Source organism: Micromonospora sp. WMMD967 (assembly GCF_029626165.1).
Taxonomy (GTDB): Bacteria; Actinomycetota; Actinomycetes; order Mycobacteriales; family Micromonosporaceae; genus Micromonospora; species Micromonospora taraxaci.
Genome location: NZ_JARUBK010000001.1, coordinates 4,910,311 through 4,924,926, shown reverse-complemented (window position 1 = coordinate 4,924,926; position 14,616 = coordinate 4,910,311). Strand labels below are relative to the sequence as shown.

At 71.6% G+C, this 14,616-nt stretch carries 16 protein-coding genes; 7 read left to right on the top strand and 9 right to left on the bottom strand.

The genetic code is table 11. From position 1 onward, the window contains the following. The first annotated feature begins 68 nt into the window (after positions 1–68). Positions 69–1,043: a prolyl aminopeptidase gene (gene pip / locus O7631_RS22270; RefSeq protein ID WP_278146004.1), complete on the top strand. Its 975-nt coding sequence runs from the start codon at positions 69–71 to the stop codon at positions 1,041–1,043. Positions 1,044–1,157: 114 nt separating this feature from the next. Here the strand turns inward: pip and O7631_RS22265 are convergent, their stop codons facing one another. Next, complete coding sequence (locus O7631_RS22265; protein ID WP_278146003.1) at positions 1,158–3,059, bottom strand: prolyl oligopeptidase family serine peptidase; 1,902 nt, start codon at positions 3,057–3,059, stop codon at positions 1,158–1,160. A gap of 109 nt (positions 3,060–3,168) precedes the next feature. On the opposite strand from O7631_RS22265, the gene O7631_RS22260 reads away from it, so the two are divergent. The 3 genes from O7631_RS22260 to O7631_RS22250 are packed head-to-tail and all read left to right on the top strand — an operon-like array spanning position 3,169 to position 5,243. Beyond that, a complete protein-coding gene (locus O7631_RS22260) occupies positions 3,169–3,753 on the top strand; it encodes an RNA polymerase sigma factor (protein WP_278146002.1) in 585 nt (194 codons plus the stop codon). Then, a complete protein-coding gene (locus O7631_RS22255; protein WP_278146001.1) occupies positions 3,750–4,682 on the top strand; it encodes a CU044_5270 family protein in 933 nt (310 codons plus the stop codon). Before O7631_RS22260 ends, O7631_RS22255 begins: the two co-directional genes overlap by 4 nt. A 54-nt stretch (positions 4,683–4,736) precedes the next feature. Further along, on the top strand, positions 4,737–5,243 hold the full coding sequence (locus O7631_RS22250) for a hypothetical protein (RefSeq protein WP_278146000.1): 507 nt from the start codon (positions 4,737–4,739) through the stop codon (positions 5,241–5,243). 10 nt (positions 5,244–5,253) lie between these two features. Here O7631_RS22250 and O7631_RS22245 read toward each other — a convergent pair whose 3' ends face one another. Then, positions 5,254–6,204, bottom strand: a complete 951-nt coding sequence (locus O7631_RS22245) for a DMT family transporter (RefSeq protein WP_278145999.1) — start codon at positions 6,202–6,204, stop codon at positions 5,254–5,256. A gap of 72 nt (positions 6,205–6,276) precedes the next feature. Between O7631_RS22245 and O7631_RS22240 the strand changes: the two genes are divergently transcribed. After that, the gene (locus tag O7631_RS22240) at positions 6,277–7,194 is read left to right on the top strand and encodes a LysR substrate-binding domain-containing protein (RefSeq protein ID WP_278145998.1); all 918 of its coding nucleotides are present in this window, start codon (positions 6,277–6,279) and stop codon (positions 7,192–7,194) included. A gap of 3 nt (positions 7,195–7,197) precedes the next feature. Here O7631_RS22240 and O7631_RS22235 read toward each other — a convergent pair whose 3' ends face one another. Genes O7631_RS22235 through O7631_RS22225 form a run of 3 tightly spaced genes read right to left on the bottom strand, consistent with a single transcriptional unit; the run spans position 7,198 to position 9,753 of the window. Continuing rightward, positions 7,198–7,980 (bottom strand): ABC transporter permease, encoded by a 783-nt coding sequence (locus O7631_RS22235; RefSeq protein WP_278145997.1) that lies wholly within the window; start codon positions 7,978–7,980, stop codon positions 7,198–7,200. A 31-nt stretch (positions 7,981–8,011) separates the two neighbouring features. Further along, positions 8,012–8,770 carry an ABC transporter permease gene (locus tag O7631_RS22230; RefSeq protein WP_278145996.1) on the bottom strand — a complete coding sequence of 253 codons (759 nt, stop codon included), beginning with the start codon at positions 8,768–8,770 and terminating at the stop codon, positions 8,012–8,014. Between the two features lie 14 nt (positions 8,771–8,784). Next, positions 8,785–9,753 carry an ABC transporter ATP-binding protein gene (locus O7631_RS22225; protein WP_278145995.1) on the bottom strand — a complete coding sequence of 323 codons (969 nt, stop codon included), beginning with the start codon at positions 9,751–9,753 and terminating at the stop codon, positions 8,785–8,787. 126 nt (positions 9,754–9,879) lie between these two features. Here O7631_RS22225 and O7631_RS22220 point away from each other — a divergent pair, with 126 nt between their 5' ends. Further along, the gene (locus tag O7631_RS22220; RefSeq protein ID WP_278145994.1) at positions 9,880–10,455 is read left to right on the top strand and encodes a maleylpyruvate isomerase N-terminal domain-containing protein; all 576 of its coding nucleotides are present in this window, start codon (positions 9,880–9,882) and stop codon (positions 10,453–10,455) included. A gap of 14 nt (positions 10,456–10,469) precedes the next feature. Here O7631_RS22220 and O7631_RS22215 read toward each other — a convergent pair whose 3' ends face one another. Further along, positions 10,470–11,027 carry a GNAT family N-acetyltransferase gene (locus tag O7631_RS22215; protein WP_278145993.1) on the bottom strand — a complete coding sequence of 186 codons (558 nt, stop codon included), beginning with the start codon at positions 11,025–11,027 and terminating at the stop codon, positions 10,470–10,472. 41 nt (positions 11,028–11,068) lie between these two features. Continuing rightward, a complete protein-coding gene (locus tag O7631_RS22210) occupies positions 11,069–11,557 on the bottom strand; it encodes a DUF1992 domain-containing protein (RefSeq protein ID WP_278145992.1) in 489 nt (162 codons plus the stop codon). 195 nt (positions 11,558–11,752) lie between these two features. Here O7631_RS22210 and O7631_RS22205 point away from each other — a divergent pair, with 195 nt between their 5' ends. Beyond that, positions 11,753–12,403, top strand: coding sequence for a LysE family translocator (locus tag O7631_RS22205; RefSeq protein ID WP_278145991.1), 651 nt, complete (start codon positions 11,753–11,755; stop codon positions 12,401–12,403). 35 nt (positions 12,404–12,438) lie between these two features. Here the strand turns inward: O7631_RS22205 and O7631_RS22200 are convergent, their stop codons facing one another. Beyond that, a complete protein-coding gene (locus tag O7631_RS22200; RefSeq protein ID WP_278145990.1) occupies positions 12,439–13,263 on the bottom strand; it encodes an SDR family NAD(P)-dependent oxidoreductase in 825 nt (274 codons plus the stop codon). Further along, positions 13,260–14,582 (bottom strand): NAD(P)-binding domain-containing protein, encoded by a 1,323-nt coding sequence (locus tag O7631_RS22195; RefSeq protein ID WP_278145989.1) that lies wholly within the window; start codon positions 14,580–14,582, stop codon positions 13,260–13,262. The genes O7631_RS22200 and O7631_RS22195 overlap by 4 nt, the downstream gene beginning before the upstream one ends. Positions 14,583–14,616: the final 34 nt, after the last annotated feature.

The window sequence follows — 14,616 nt, the reverse complement described above, 5'->3', positions numbered from 1 at the left end:
AGTTGATCTCCGTTGGACGGTCTTCACAATACGATCGCTCTCCTTCCCTGTTCTCGGAGGTCTGGGCCGTGACCGAGCTGTATCCGCCGATCGATCCGTACGACACGGGCATGCTCGACGTCGGCGACGGCAACCTCGTCTACTGGGAGGTGTGCGGCAGGCCGTCCGGTAGGCCGGCGCTGGTCGTCCACGGCGGGCCCGGTTCCGGGTGTGGCCCCGGCTGGCGCCGATACTTCGATCCCGACCGGTACCGGATCGTCCTGTTCGACCAGCGTGGTTGCGGCCGCAGCACCCCGCACGCGAGCGACCCGGCGACCGACATGCGGCACAACACCACCTGGCATGTGATCGCCGACATGGAGCGGCTCCGCGAACGCCTCGGCATCGACCGCTGGCTGCTGCACGGCGGTTCCTGGGGCTCCACCCTCATCCTGGCCTACGCGCAGCAACACCCCCGACGGGTGTCCGAGATCGTCATCTCCGCCGTCACGATGACCCGGCGCACCGACATCGACTGGCTCTACCGGGGCGTCGGCCGGTTCTTCCCTGAACAGTGGGAACGATTTCTCGACGGCGCCCCGGGCACACCCCGCGACGGGGACATCGTCGCCGCCTACGCCCGCCTCATGGAACATCCTGACCTCGCCGTGCGGGAAAGGGCCGCGATCGATTGGTGCGCCTGGGAGGACGCGGTCCTGTCCGGGGAGACGGGCGGCGTATCCAACCCGTACGGCGACCGCCCCTCCGCGGCACGGCTGGCCTTCGTGCGGATCTGCGCGCACTACTTCTCCCACGGGGCGTGGCTGGAGGAAGGCGCACTACTGCGCGATGCCGACCAGATGGCCGGCATCCCCGGCGTCCTCATCCATGGCCGACTCGACCTGGGCGGACCGCTGCGAACGGCGTGGGACCTGCACCGTGCCTGGCCCGACTCCACCCTGACCGTGATCGAGAGCGCGGGACATCTCGGCACCACCGAGACGCGGGAGCACGTTCTTCGTGCCCTCGACCGGTTCGCCGTCGACGACGTCCCTCGCGGGTGAACACCTGTGATTCGCCCCAGGCCAGCATCATCGATCCCGCCCGGCCCTGAGGAATGAGCGCGATGCCGCGCGCACGGCAAACTGCCTAGGTGGCGGCGGTTCTGTGACGCCTGGTCAGGGTCGGAGCCAGCGGTCGAACCAGGCCCGGGTCCGGCGTAGGACGTCGAGTTGGTGGTTGCGTTCCCGGATCGAGTGGCCCTCTCTTGGGTAGATCACGAACTCGTGCTCGACGTCGAAGTGGCGCAGCGCCCGGTGCAGGTAGACGGCCTGTCCAAGGGGGACGTTGGTGTCCTCGGCGCCGTGCAGGATGAGCACCGGAGTGCGGATGTGGCGGGCGAAGGAGACGGGGCTGACCGCGTCGTGTCGGTGTGGGCCGACGCCGGACCAGCCGGTGCTGCCACCGAGCGCCGCTTCGAACTGGCCGTTCTCCCCGGTCGCGGCGAGCATGCCCCAGTCGACGATGCCGGCGCCGACCAGCGCGGCGCGGAACCGGTCGGTCTGGCCGACGGCCCACGCGGACATGAAGCCGCCGTGGCTCCACCCGGCGATACCGAGCCGGTGGGGGTCGGCGACCCCCCGGGAGATGAGAAGGTCGATGCCGGTCTGGATGTCGGTCCACTCCTCCTGGCCGACCCGGCCGGCGACGCTGGCGGCGAACTGGTGGCCGTGGCCCTGGCCGCCGCGCGGGTTGGGCAGGAACACCGCGTAACCGGCGTCGGCCAACCACTGCGCACTGGGGAACCAGAACACCTGGCAACGGTCGGCGTAGCGGTCGTAGGGGCCGCCGTGCACGATCGTGATCAGCGGGAACGGGCCGTCGGCGGCAGTTCGTCCGACCGGGAGTACGAGGAGACCGTCGAGGGCGAGGCCGTCGGTAGCCCGGTAGGTCAGCGGTTCCTGCGTACCGAGGGTGAGGCCGCTCAGCTCTGGGCGAGTATCGGTGATCTTTCGTAGTGGCCCGGTCGGGGGGCCGACATGGACGTCGACGGGTTGATACCGGCTACCGGTCAACGCGGCGATCGTCGCGCCGGAGGCAGCGGTGGTGAGATCGCTCAGGCGTCCCGGATGCGTCGACAGGATCGTGAGGTCGGTGGGGCCGAGCCGGGCCACTGTCGTGTTCAGGCCGTCGGCGAACACCATCAGTGCGGCGGCATCGGTCTGGCACAACTCGGTGGGGCACATCGAGAGATCAGCGGTGCGGTTGCGCAGGACGCGGCTGCCCAGGGCGAGGTCGAACACGGCGGTGCCGGCGTGCAGTGCCGGTGGGGTGAGGGCGAGGTAACCGAGGTGCCAGCCGTCCTCAGCCGGCCACCAGGCCAGCGAGCGTGCGTCGGCCGCGACCGGTCCAAGGTCCTCCACGGTCCCGGTGACGTGGTCGAACAGGTGCAGTCGGCCGCTGCGGGGGCCGTGGTCGCTGTCGGCGCTGGCCTGGGTCAGCACGGCGAGCGGGCCGCCGTCGGGCCGTTGCCGCAGTTCCACGACGTGTCGGTCGCCGAACACATCTGGCGTGATGACGCCGCCCGTGTCGAGGTCGAGCAGCCGCAGCCGGGCACGTGGTTCCCGCTCGCCGGCGACGATGGCGTCGTCGCGGTCCCGGGCGCGGCGCTCGTCCTCCTCGGTGGGTTCGTCTTCGGCGAGCATGGCGACGAGGGCCGGGTCGGCGAGGGGCAGATGGGCGATGATGCCGGCACGCCAGGTGGTCAACGCGGTCACCGTAGCGTCGGCGACGGCAAACCTGTGCAGCTGTGGTGTGCCGCGGTCGGTGCGGTCGGACAGGAAGAACAGCGCCCCCGAATCCGCCGACCAGCGTGGCGAGGACTCCGCCGCGGTGTCGGTGGTCACCCGGCGCGTCATGCCCACGTCGTCGACGTCGGCAAGCCAGACCTGGGTGTCGAGATGGTCACCGACCCGGCTGACGGGAGCGAGGACGTAGCCGAGCAGTCGCCCGTTCCGGGCGAGGACAGGGGTCCGCGGCTCATGACCGTCGACCACCACGTCGGCGGTCAGACCTGTCATGCGGACCAGTCTGCCAACATCGACGACGCAACACGCGACCGGGCCGGCACACGTCGTCCGTCGGCTCAGGAATACGGGAACTCACGGGCGGCTGCGGACAGGTACCGGTGTGACAGCTGAGATGCGGAGCCGAATCCGCGCGGGAGACACCGAGGCGTTCGGGGACCTCTTCGACGAGCACGCCGACGCGGTCCGTCGGCATGCGGTGTGGAGTGGCAGCGACCCGTCGCTCGCCGACGACGTGGTGTCGCTGACCTTCCTCGAGGCGTGGCGGATCCATGAGTCGCTGCGCCCGGACGGGGACAGTCTCCGGCCGTGGCTGCTGGGCATCGCCACCAACGTGCTGCGCAACCGGCGGCGGGCGGTGCGGCGGCATCGGGAGGCGCTACGACGGCTGCCGGCACGCGACACGGTCCCCGACTTCGCCGACGAGGTGGTCGGTCGGATGCACGACGCCGACCAGGTGGCCGCCGCCCTGGCGGCGCTGCGGGCACTGCGTCGGGTGGACCGGGAGGTGTTCCTGCTGTGCGTGTGGTCGCAACTGGACTACGCGGCGGCCGCCGAGGCGCTGGGCGTACCCGTCGGGACGGTGCGCTCACGGCTGTCCCGGGCCCGGACCCGGCTGCGGGCGCTGGCCGAGCAGGAGATGGCACGTACCCGAACGATTCCCGTCGAGCAGGGAGAGTACCGATGAGCGAGCCCACCGCCCCGCACGTGCCGGCCCTGCCGGCCCTACGCCGGCAGGCACTGCGACACCACCTGATGAACGAGATCGGGCGGCCGGCCCGGCGGTCGCGACGGGTGCTGGTGCTCGCGCCGGCGGCGGGCGTGCTCACCGCCGTGGTCGCGGCCGGCGTGGTCACCCAACCGTGGGCGCCGGACAGCGCGCCACTGGTCGTGACGGTCGCGCCGGGAGAACACGCCGGCGCCACGCTGCTGCTGAACCGGATGGCCGAAGCCGCCGTCGACGAGCCGGTCCAGGCGCCCGGCGAGGGCGAGTACGTCTACATCCGCAGCCGGGGTGCCTTCGCCGAGGTGGGCGACGGGCCGGCCCGGCTGCAGCCGGTACGCGAACGGGAGCTCTGGATCCCGCGCTACGAGGCGGGCGAGGGCCTGCTGCGGGAGCCGCGCTTCGACGTACCCCTCACGGGGGTGGTCCCCCGACAGTCGCGACTCGACGACGTGACGCCGAACGCGACGCTCGTCGATCTGCCCACCGATCCGGACGCGTTGCTGGCGAAGCTGTACCGGGAGCGGGAGCAACGGGGTCGGGGTAACAGCCGCGACGGCGCGGCGTTCACCGCGATCGGCGACGTCCTGCGCGAGTCGCTGGTGCCGCCCGAGACGAGCGCGGCGCTCTACCGGGCGGCGGCGAAGATCCCCGGGGTCGAGGTGGTCCGTGGGGTCACCGACGCGGCCGGCCGGCGGGGAATCGCCGTCGGGCACACCGAACTCGACAGACGCGACGAGTGGATCTTCGATGAGCGGACGTACGAGTACCTCGGCGAGCGCAGCTATCTCGTCGCGGACACCCCCGACGGACCCGCCGGCACGGTGTTGGGAACGACGGCGGTGCTGCAACGAGCCGTCGTGTCCGCCCTCGGGGAGCGCCCGGAGCGGTAGCCGGCGCACGCGTGATTTGACCCTCGACCGGGTCGAGGCCCGAGCATCGGCGGCATGGACGACCAGCCCACTTCCGACCCGACCATGACGCGCATCGTCGAGGCGGTGCAGCTCGGCCAGGCCGGTGACCCGACCGAAGCCCGGCACCGCCTCACCGCGTTGTGGGACGAGATCGGCGCCGCCGGCGACGCACTGCACCGTTGCACAGTGGCCCACTACCTCGCCGACCTGCAGGAGACCCCCGAGGTCGAGGTGGTGTGGGACGAACGCGCCCTCGCCGCCGTGACCGACCTCACCGACGAACGCGCCCAGCAGCACCACCACGCGCTGCAGGTACGGGCCTTCCTGCCGTCGCTGCACCTGAACCTCGCCGATGTGCACCGACGACTGCGCGACCCCGACCGGGCCCGGGCGCACCTGAGCACCGCTCGGAGCCTCGCCGAGCACCTGCCGGCCGACCAGTATGGCGATCTGGTCCGCGCGGGCATCCAGCACGTCGACCGGGCTCTCGCGGTGGGTTCGACCAAGCGCCTCGACTCGCACCCCGCCGCGGCTGGCTGACAGCGCCCCCCTACGGCGCTACCGCCGTCGGTTCGGCGACGTCGTCGCGTGCCGGATCCCGTGACGGGCGCCGTACGCGGGCCGACCGGAGCTGGAGGACGACGACGGAAGACAGCACCAGTGCACCGCCGACGAGCTGCACCACTGTCAGGTTCTCACCGAGGAACAGTGTGGCGAGGACGGCGGTGACCACCGGTTCGACGGTGGACAGGATGGCGGCGGTGGACGGGCCGGTGCGCCGCAGCCCGGCGAAGAAGGTCAGCATCGCCACGACTGTGGACACCACGGCGATGCAGGCGACCCAGAGCCACCCCCGCCATCCGAAGGTCAGGTCGACGCCGCCGGTGAGCAGGGCGTAAACGGCGAGGGTTCCGGCCGCGCCGGTCAGCACCAGCGCGGACAGCACCACGGGCGCCAGCCGGTGCACGACGGTGTCGGCGACCAGGATGTAGGTCGTGTACGTCAACGCGGCGGCGAAGGCCAGCAGCGCCCCGAGCGGATGGAAACCCACACCACCGGCGCCGAGCAGGACCAGCAGCGTTCCGCCCGACGCGCCCACCAGCGCGGCGGCGCGCCTCGGTGATAGCCGGTCCCGGCCGAGCAGCACCGCCCCCACTGTCACCAGGACCGGGTACGTGTAGAGGATCAGTGCCAGCAGCGAGGCGTCCATCAGTTGCAGAGCGCCGAAGAACAGGCCCGCCTGGGCGGCGTACCCGATGGCACCCAGCGCGACGGCGACGGCCAGGACGCGGCGGCCGGTCATCACCGGCCGCCCGGGGGCAGACGGAGCGCGGCGTAGGCCCGGCCGCACCAGCAACGCGATGCTGAGCAGAACGGCGGCCAGGGTGAACCGCACCAGCAGCAACTCCCCGGTGGAGACGCCGGCGTCGTAGGCGAGCTTGCCGAAGATCGCCATCGCGCCGAAGCACGCCGCGGACAGGAGACACAGTGCTGCACCCATGCAGCAAGGATCGACAACCCGACCGATCAGGTCCAGCGATGATTCCCGGAGGTCAATCGTTAGGATTCCCGCATGATCGAGCTGGACCTGCGGCGGTTGCGCTTCCTGCGCGAGTTCGAGGAGCGCGGCACCCTGGCGGCGGTGGCGGCGGCCCTGGGGTACAGCCCGTCCACGATCTCCCAACAACTCGCTCTGTTGGAGAAGGAGGTCGGCGCCCGTCTGCTCGACAAGGCCGGTCGGGGGGTGCGGCTCACCGATGCCGGGCACCTCCTCGCCCAGCACGCGCGAGTCCTGCTCTCCGCCGCCGAGGCGGCGCAGGCCGACCTCGCCGCCCTGGGCGGCGACATCCGCGGCACCGTCCGCGCCGGCGGCCTGCAGTCAGCGGCCCGCCGGCTGCTCATCCCCGCCGTCGCGCGCCTGAAGAGCGAACAGCCGCAGGTCCGCGTGGAGATCTTCGAACTCGAACTCGAACAGTCCCTGCCCGGCCTGCGCCTCGGCACTGTCGACCTCGTCATCGGCGACGAGTACGACAGCCATCCCCGCCCACGACCGGCCGGTCTGCGCTTCACGCTCCTGCTGGAAGAGCCGCTGAGGATCGTGCTCCCCGCCGCCCATCCACTCGCCCGGTCCGGTGGATCCGTCGCGATGGCCGATCTGCGCTCCGACATCTGGGCCGCCTCGGCCGAGGGCACCGGCCACCACGCCATGGTGGTCGGGACCTGCCGTGCCCTCGGCGGCTACGAACCCGACCTGCGGCACCGCTCCAACGACGCGGACGTCCAGCTCGAGTTGGTCCGCGCCGCGACAGCTGTCGCCCTCATGCCGGCCCTGACCCTGCCCCGCAACGACCCCTCGCTCGCGATCCGGGACATCGCCGAGACCACCCTCAGACGCCGCCTGGTCGCCGCCACCCGGGACACGCCACCCGCTCCCGCGCTCATCGCCCTCCTGACGGCGGTGACGGACCAGGTCCGCGTACTCGGGGTGTAGAGGTCAGCGCAGCATCGCCCGGGTCATCCGGCGGGTGGCGACGTACATCGCGACCGAGCCGAACGCGACGAGGTACGCCACCGGGATCAGCAGGTCCCAGCCGAGGCGACCCACCGCTGGTTCACGTACCAGCTCGATGCTGTGGTAGAGCGGCAGTGCCTGGATCACGGGTCGCACCGCCTCCGGGTAGACCGACAGGGGGTAGAACGTCGTGGCGAACAGGTACATCGGCAGCATGACCAGCTGGATGTACTGGAAGTCGGCGAAGTCGCGCAGGTACGTGGTGACGGCCAGCCCCGCCGCGGCGAACGCGTACGCGATGAGGAGCGACGCGGGTAGGGCCAGCAGCACCCAGGGCGAGGTGACCAACCCACCGACCGCCATGAGGGTGAGGAAGCCGATCGACGTGAGCAACGCGTTGATCATGGCGCTGGTGACCTCGCCGACGGCGATGTCGGTGACCGACAGCGGTGTCGGCAGGATCGCCTCGTAGGTCTTCTCCACCCTCATCCGGATGAAGACGCCGAAGCTGATCTGGTTGAACGCGGTGTTCATCGCTGTCGTGGCCAGGATCGCCGGGGCCACGTAGACGACGTAGGGGACCTCGATCCCGGGAACCGTACCGACGAGCAGCCCGACGCCGACGCCGATCGACAACAGGTAGAGGATCGGTTCGACCAGCGCGTTGAGCAGCGGGGTGACCGACCGGCGGTAGATCATGAAGTTGCGTTCGATGAGCGCGAGGACTCGGCGTCTCGTCCACTCGGGTACGACGACGGTGGTCATGCTGTCTCCACGAGGCTCTGGACGGAGGCCGTCACGGGTGCAACCGTCGGCGGTAGGTGACGCGGGCGACGAGGAAGCCGCCGATCGCAAGCGTCAACAGGTAGGCGATGTGCACGGAACTGCCGCCGACAGTCGCCGTGCCGAGGCTGAGCGAGCGGCACAACTCCACCCCGTGCCACAGCGGCAGCAGGTAGGACACCGGCCGGATCCACTCGGGTAGCTGCGAGACGGCGAAGAACGTGCCGGAGAACATGTAGAGCGGCATGATGACGAAGCGGAACACCGTGTCGATGTGGCGGAGTTTGCGCACACCGACCGCCCACGCCGCTGCGGGTGCCGCGAACGCGACCCCGGTCAGCGTCGCGCCGAGCAGCGCCCCGAGGGCCCACCATCCCCCGATCAACCCGAACGCGGCCATCACCGCGATGAAGGCGGCGCTGGCGACGAGCACCCGGAAGGCGATGAAGAGCAGGTGCCCGGCGGCGAGTTGCTCCGGGTCGAGTGGTGTCGGCGTGGCGCTGCGGTACGCCCCGAAGCCTGCGGCCCGGGCCACGCCCGCGGACGCCTCCAGGAACGCGTTCTGCATCGCGGCGGCGGCCAGCATGCCCGGTGCGAAGAACGCGGCGTAGGAGACGCCGGCGATCTGGGCCGGCGCGTTGTCGTCGACGAGGGAGCCCAGGCCGGCGCCGATGCCGATCAGGAACAGCAACGGGTTCAGCACGTTGATCACGATCGAGCCGCGCCAGGTACGCCGGTAGCGCGTGACCCAGTATCGGAATGCGCGAAGCACCAGTGGTCCCCCTGCTACTCGATGAGCGATCGGCCGGTGAGCTTGAGGAACACGTCCTCCAACGTCGCGCGGCGGACCAGCGCGGTGAGCGGCGTGAGCGACATGGCGTGCACCGCGGCGAGGGCGGCCTCCCCGTCGGCGGTGTAGACGAGCACCCGGTCGGGAAGCGGTTCGACGCGGCCGTCGCTGCCGGTGGCCAGCGCCGACGTGCGCAACTTCTCCGCCGCGGTGTCCCGTTCGTCGAGGCGGAAGCGCAGTTCGAGGACCTCCCGCGTGGCGTACCTGCTGATCAGGTCCCGGGGAGAGCCCTGGGCGACGATCCGGCCGTGGTCGACGACGATGAGCCGGTCGCAGAGTTGCTCGGCCTCGTCCATGTAGTGCGTGGTGAGGATGAGCGTGACGCCCTCCTGTTTGAGCTGAAAGAGCCGGTCCCACAGGATGTGACGCGCCTGCGGGTCGAGGCCGGTGGTCGGCTCGTCGAGCAGCAGGATGTCGGGTTCGTTGATCAGGGAACGGGCGATGGTCAGCCGCCGACGCATGCCACCGGAGAGCGTCTCGACCTGGTCGCCGGCCTTCTCCTGAAGTTGGGCGAAGTCCAGCAGTCGGGTGGCCCGTTCCCGGATGACGGTGCGTGGCAGGCCGAAGTATCGCCCGTAGATGTGCAGGTTCTCCCGGACGGTCAGCTCGTTGTCCAGGTGGTCGTCCTGGGTCACGACGCCCAACCGGGCGCGGATCTGCGGCCCCTGCGTCATCGGGTCCATGCCGAGCACACGCAGGCTGCCGCCGCTGATCGGCGACGTCGCGGCGATCATCCGCATGGTGGTGGACTTGCCCGCGCCGTTGGGGCCCAGGAGCCCGAACGACTCGCCCCGCTCAAGCGCGAAGTCGATGCCGTCGACAGCGCGGAACTCCGCTGTGGACCCGCGTGGCGGATAGGTCTTGGTCAGATTCCTCGCCTGGACCAGTGGTTGCTCGCTCACCATGGCAGCCTAGAAAATCCAACAACGGACTGCAATATTTAAACAGGGCGTTGTAATTTCCAGACTGTCCTCTGCGGCGGGTCGCCGATCTCGATTGCCACCCCCGACCGGACCTGCGAGGGTCGACGGATGTCACAGGTGACCGGTGCCGACCTGCTCCAGGCGGCCGACGAGATGACGCGCGTGCTGCACCCGCACCGCGAGCGCGACTGGTCGGTGCCCGCCGGCACGCTGACGTGGAGCTGCTGGACCACGGCGGCGCACGTCGCACACGACCTCCTCGCGTACGCCGGCCAGGTCACCGGCCGCCCGGACGACGGCTACCTGCCGTACGACCTGCGGGTCTCCCCCGACGCGAGCCCGGCGCAGGCCCTCACCGTGGTGCGGGCCTGCGCCGGGATGCTCGCCGCCGTCGTCGACGCGACCCCGTCCGACGCGCGGGCCTGGCACTACGGCCCCTGCGATCCGGGCGGCTTCGCGGCGATGGGCGTGGCCGAGACCCTGCTGCACACCCACGACATCACCCTTGGCCTCGGCGTGCCGTGGCAGCCACCGCAGCGGCTGAGCGCACTGGTGCTGGGGCGACTCTTCCCGGACGCCCCGGACGGGCCTGCCCCCGAGGTGCTGCTCTGGATGACCGGCCGTGGTGAGTTGCCCGGCCGGGCGCGGCGTACCTCCTGGAATTGGCACGCTGCGGTGGACTGACGGGCTGGACCGCGCTACCGCAACTGCTCCGGATGGACCTGATGATCGGGCGCCGGCAACACGTGCCGGTGCCCGTCCAGCGGAAAGGTCGGCGGCCGGGCGGGCAGCGTCTCCTCGTAGACGAAGCCGCACTTCTGGGCCACCCGGCAGGACGCGACGTTGTCCACCTGGTGCAGCAGGTCCAGATGCGTCAGCCCCGGGAACCGGTCGAACGCCCAGCCGCTGAGCGCGGTGACCGCGCGCGGCGCGATCCCACGCCCGCGCGCCCACGACGCCGTCCAGTAGCCCACCTCCGGTGCGGGGCGCTGCGGCGTCACGCCCTTGAGCACCACGTTCGCCACCAGCCGTGGACCCTTCGCGTGGTCTTCGAGGACGGCGAAGCTGTACCGCCGGCCGTCGGCCCAGTCCTGCCGTGTCCGCGAAAGCCAGTGCCGGCCCTCGTCGACGCTGGTCACCGGCAGCCGCGTCCATCGGCGCAGCACCGGATCCCGGTACGCCGCCAGCAGCGCGTCCAGGTCGTCGTCCACCCACTGTCGCAGGGCAAGGTCCGCCGCCCGCACCTCGATCATCATCCGCACAGTCTGCCGATGGCGTGCAAGGCCGACCAGACGGGTCAGCGCGACCGGCGTCGCCACGGCCACCAGGTACGGCGGGAGCGGCGCGGCGGGACGACGACGGCGGCGGCCCGCTCGGTCGGTGGCGTCGACACACTCGGCGGGGCGTGTTCGGCGCGCCAGCGGCGGACCACCTCGTCGGCGTTCACCGGGCGTACCACCACCCGGGGGCCGTCGGGGTTGCGGAGCCAGGCCACGATCTGCGCGTTCAACTGCCCCACGACGTCGCGTACGGACTGTTCGGTGGGCAGGTCGCGGACCTCGTCGGGGATCTGCTCGATGCGTCGGCGCAGTTGCAACGGGGTGGGCAGGAGCAGGTCGCTGGGCAGCGCCTCACGTTCCAGGAAACTCTTGATCCACCACGACTCGTCGTACGGCATACCCCGGCCGGGGATCGGCTTGCCCATGCCGGGCAGGTTGTCGAACTCGCCGCGCTGCGCGGCTCCCCGGATCTGCGCCTCCACTGCCGCTTCCCACGCCTCGGTCACCCTGCGGCACCTCCCCGGTCACGGTAGCCCGTCGCCTCCGGACGGCAACGGGCGTCGCAAGAGATCAGCGCACCCGCCCCGGCGACCATTCCCGCCGGACTGAAAGCGCAGGCCACGGGCCGCGAGGTGGCCCTCGGCCGCGATGTTCGTCCCGATTACGGTCAGTGTGGGGACTATCGAAACGGGGGGACACCGATGGTGAGTTCGGGTGCGCTGCTGGGTATCGCGCTGGTCGCGTTGGGGCTGGTGCTGACACCGGGCCCGAACATGGTCTACCTGGTGTCCCGCTCGGTCGCGCAGGGCCGCCGGGCGGGGCTGGTCTCGCTGCTCGGGGTGGCCGCCGGTTTCGGGGTCTACCTGGCCACGGCGGTCGCCGGCCTGGCCGCCGTGTTCGTCCTGGTGCCGACGCTGTACGCGGTGGTGAAACTGGCCGGCGCCGGTTACCTGCTCTGGTTGGCCTGGCGGACGCTGCGCCCCGGTGGGCACTCACCGTTCACGCCCGCGCCGCTGCCACCGGACCCGCCCCGGCGGCTGTTCACCATGGGTCTGGTCACCAACCTGCTGAACCCGAAGATCGCCATCCTCTACGTGTCGTTGCTGCCCCAGTTCGTCGACCCGGCGCGCGGGCACCTGGCCACGCAGAGCCTGCTGCTCGGCCTCACCCAGATCGCTGTCGCGCTGAGCGTGAACGCGCTGATCGTGCTCACCGCCGGTTCCCTCGCGGGCTTCTTCGCCCGCCGACCCGGCTGGCTACGGGTGCAGCGCTGGGTGACCGGCACGGCCCTGGCGGCGCTGGCCGTGCGGATCGCCACCGACCGGTCCCGCGCGGCGGTCGCCGCGCCCTGACCAGCGATCAGCGGCCCCGGTGCCGGACCCGACGGTCACCGGCCCCGGTGGCGGCGGAGCATCCCGGCGGCCAGCGGCGCGGCGTCCAGGTCACCGGCGGCGAGCCGGGCGGCCAGGGTACGGCGCACCAGCCGGTCGGCCAGCGCGGGCGCGTGCCGACCGACAGCCATCTCCAGGCGGCCACGGGCGGTGGTGGCCACGTCCCGGGGTGCCCGACGGGCGGTGGCGGTACGCAGGATCGCCGCGACCACCCCCTGCACCGGCTCGGGGCGGGACACGCCCTGCAACGACAGTCCCGCATCGGCGGTGCTGTCGTGGATGGGTGAGGCGACCATGCTCGGGTAGACGACGCTGACCCCGACGTGGGTGCCCACCTCGTGCCGCAGCGCGTCGGCGTACGCCACCAGGGCCCGCTTGCTCACCCCGTACGCGGCGGCGAGAGGCAGCGGCAGCACCGCCATCCGACTGGCCACGAAGATGACCCGTCCGTGGGCGGTGACCAGCGGCGGCAGGGCGGCGGCGGTCGTCCGCCACGCGGCGAGCAGGTTGACCTCCAGTTGCCGGCGGACCACCTCGTCGGGTGGCAGCTCGGCCGGGGCGGGGCCACCCACCCCGGCGTTGTTGATCAGCAGGTCGAGCCCGCCGAGCTGGTCGACGGCGGCCCGCACCGCCGGTGCGACGGCGTCCGGGTCGGTCAGGTCGCAGCCGAGCACCGGTACCTCGCCGTCGGTGCGAGGGTGCAGGTCGAGCCCCACCACCCGCGCGCCGGCGGCGGTCAACGCCGTACCGAGATGTCGACCGAAGGTGCCGCTCGCCCCGGTCACGAGCACCCGCCGGCCGGCCAGCGACCGGTTCGTCACCGCGGGGCCCCGGCTGCGGCCCGGCGGGCCCCGGCCGCCAATTCCCGGGTCAGCTCGGCCAGGTAGACGTCGAAGTCCACGCGCATCGCCGGACGGCGCTGACCCCAGCGGGCGGTCGCGGCCCGCAGGTCGGCCCGGCAGGCGGCCCGCTGTCGTTCCGGGTCGGGCAACGCGTACCGGCCGGCGAGGTGCGCGGCGACCAGTTTGGCCTGCGCCTCGACCAGGGGGAACGCCGATCCGGTGGACTGCACCAGGCCGACGAAGGTCAGGCCGGGGGCGTCCGGGTGGAACACGTGCCGGTACAACGGCAGGCTGTCCGGGCCGTCGCCGAGCAGCGCCGGGTCGAGGAACGGGACCACCACCCGGTAGCCGGTGCACCAGATGATCAGGTCGACGCTGTCGGTGCGGCCGTCGGTGAACTCGACCCGGTCACCGTCGACGGAGGCGATGCCGGGTCGGGCCTCGACGTCGCCGTGGGTCAGCCGGGACAGCAACCCGTCGGACAGCGTCGGGTGGTCCTGCAGGAAACCGTGGCGCGGCGCGGGCAACCCGTAGCGGGTGGGGTTGCCGACGGTGGTGCTCAGCATGGTCTGGCTGATGCGTTGCCGCAGCCGCCACGGCAACCGGCGGGCCAACGCCCCGTTGAGGGTGTCCGAGGGGCGACCCAGCAGGTACTTCGGCACCACCCAGACGCCCCGGCGCAGCGACAGCAACGTGCGGGTCGCGGCGTACGAGGCGTCCACGGCGATGTCCATCGCGGAGTTGCCGCCCCCGACGACGAGGACCCGCCTGCCGGCCAACTGCTCCGGACCCCGGTAGTCGTGGCTGTGTATCTGCTCGGCCGTGCAGGTGCCGGCGTACGACGGCTCGGGCAGTTTGGGCACCCGGTTGTGTCCGTTGGCCACGACCACCGCGTCGACGGTGACCTCGACCGGCGCGTCCGGACCGCTCGCGGCCACCGTCCAGGTGCCGTCCTGGTTGCGGGTGACCCGTTCGACGGTGTGGCGCAGCCGGATGTGCTCGCCCAACCCGAACCGGTCGACGTAGTCGGCCAGGTAGCCGGCGACCCGGGTGTGGTCGGGGTAGTCGGGCCAGTCGGTGGGCATCGGGTGGTCGGCGAACTGGGTGCGGCCCCGGCTGGTGTTCAGGTGCAACGTCCGGTACGCCGGTGAGTCGGGTGCCCCGTACACCCAGAGGCCACCGACCTGGTCGGTGGCCTCGAAGCAGACCACCGCCGCGCCGACGTCGCGCAACGCCTTGACCGCGGCGAGCCCGGCCGCGCCGGCGCCGATCACCGCCACCTGAGGTGGTACGCCCATCGCCGCCCCCATCTAAATCCAACGTCTGATGGAT

Bases quoted from the DNA above. Each gene is read 5' to 3' on its own strand.
- O7631_RS22265 (WP_278146003.1), bottom strand. From the start codon at position 3,059: ATGACAGGTCTGACCGCCGACGTGGTGGTCGACGGTCATGAGCCGCGG.
- O7631_RS22255 (WP_278146001.1), top strand. From the start codon at position 3,750: ATGAGCGAGCCCACCGCCCCGCACGTGCCGGCCCTGCCGGCCCTACGC.
- O7631_RS22250 (WP_278146000.1), top strand. From the start codon at position 4,737: ATGGACGACCAGCCCACTTCCGACCCGACCATGACGCGCATCGTCGAG.
- O7631_RS22245 (WP_278145999.1), bottom strand. From the start codon at position 6,204: ATGGGTGCAGCACTGTGTCTCCTGTCCGCGGCGTGCTTCGGCGCGATG.
- O7631_RS22240 (WP_278145998.1), top strand. From the start codon at position 6,277: ATGATCGAGCTGGACCTGCGGCGGTTGCGCTTCCTGCGCGAGTTCGAG.
- O7631_RS22235 (WP_278145997.1), bottom strand. From the start codon at position 7,980: ATGACCACCGTCGTCGTACCCGAGTGGACGAGACGCCGAGTCCTCGCG.
- O7631_RS22225 (WP_278145995.1), bottom strand. From the start codon at position 9,753: ATGGTGAGCGAGCAACCACTGGTCCAGGCGAGGAATCTGACCAAGACC.
- O7631_RS22220 (WP_278145994.1), top strand. From the start codon at position 9,880: ATGTCACAGGTGACCGGTGCCGACCTGCTCCAGGCGGCCGACGAGATG.
- O7631_RS22215 (WP_278145993.1), bottom strand. From the start codon at position 11,027: ATGATGATCGAGGTGCGGGCGGCGGACCTTGCCCTGCGACAGTGGGTG.
- O7631_RS22205 (WP_278145991.1), top strand. From the start codon at position 11,753: ATGGTGAGTTCGGGTGCGCTGCTGGGTATCGCGCTGGTCGCGTTGGGG.
- O7631_RS22195 (WP_278145989.1), bottom strand. From the start codon at position 14,582: ATGGGCGTACCACCTCAGGTGGCGGTGATCGGCGCCGGCGCGGCCGGG.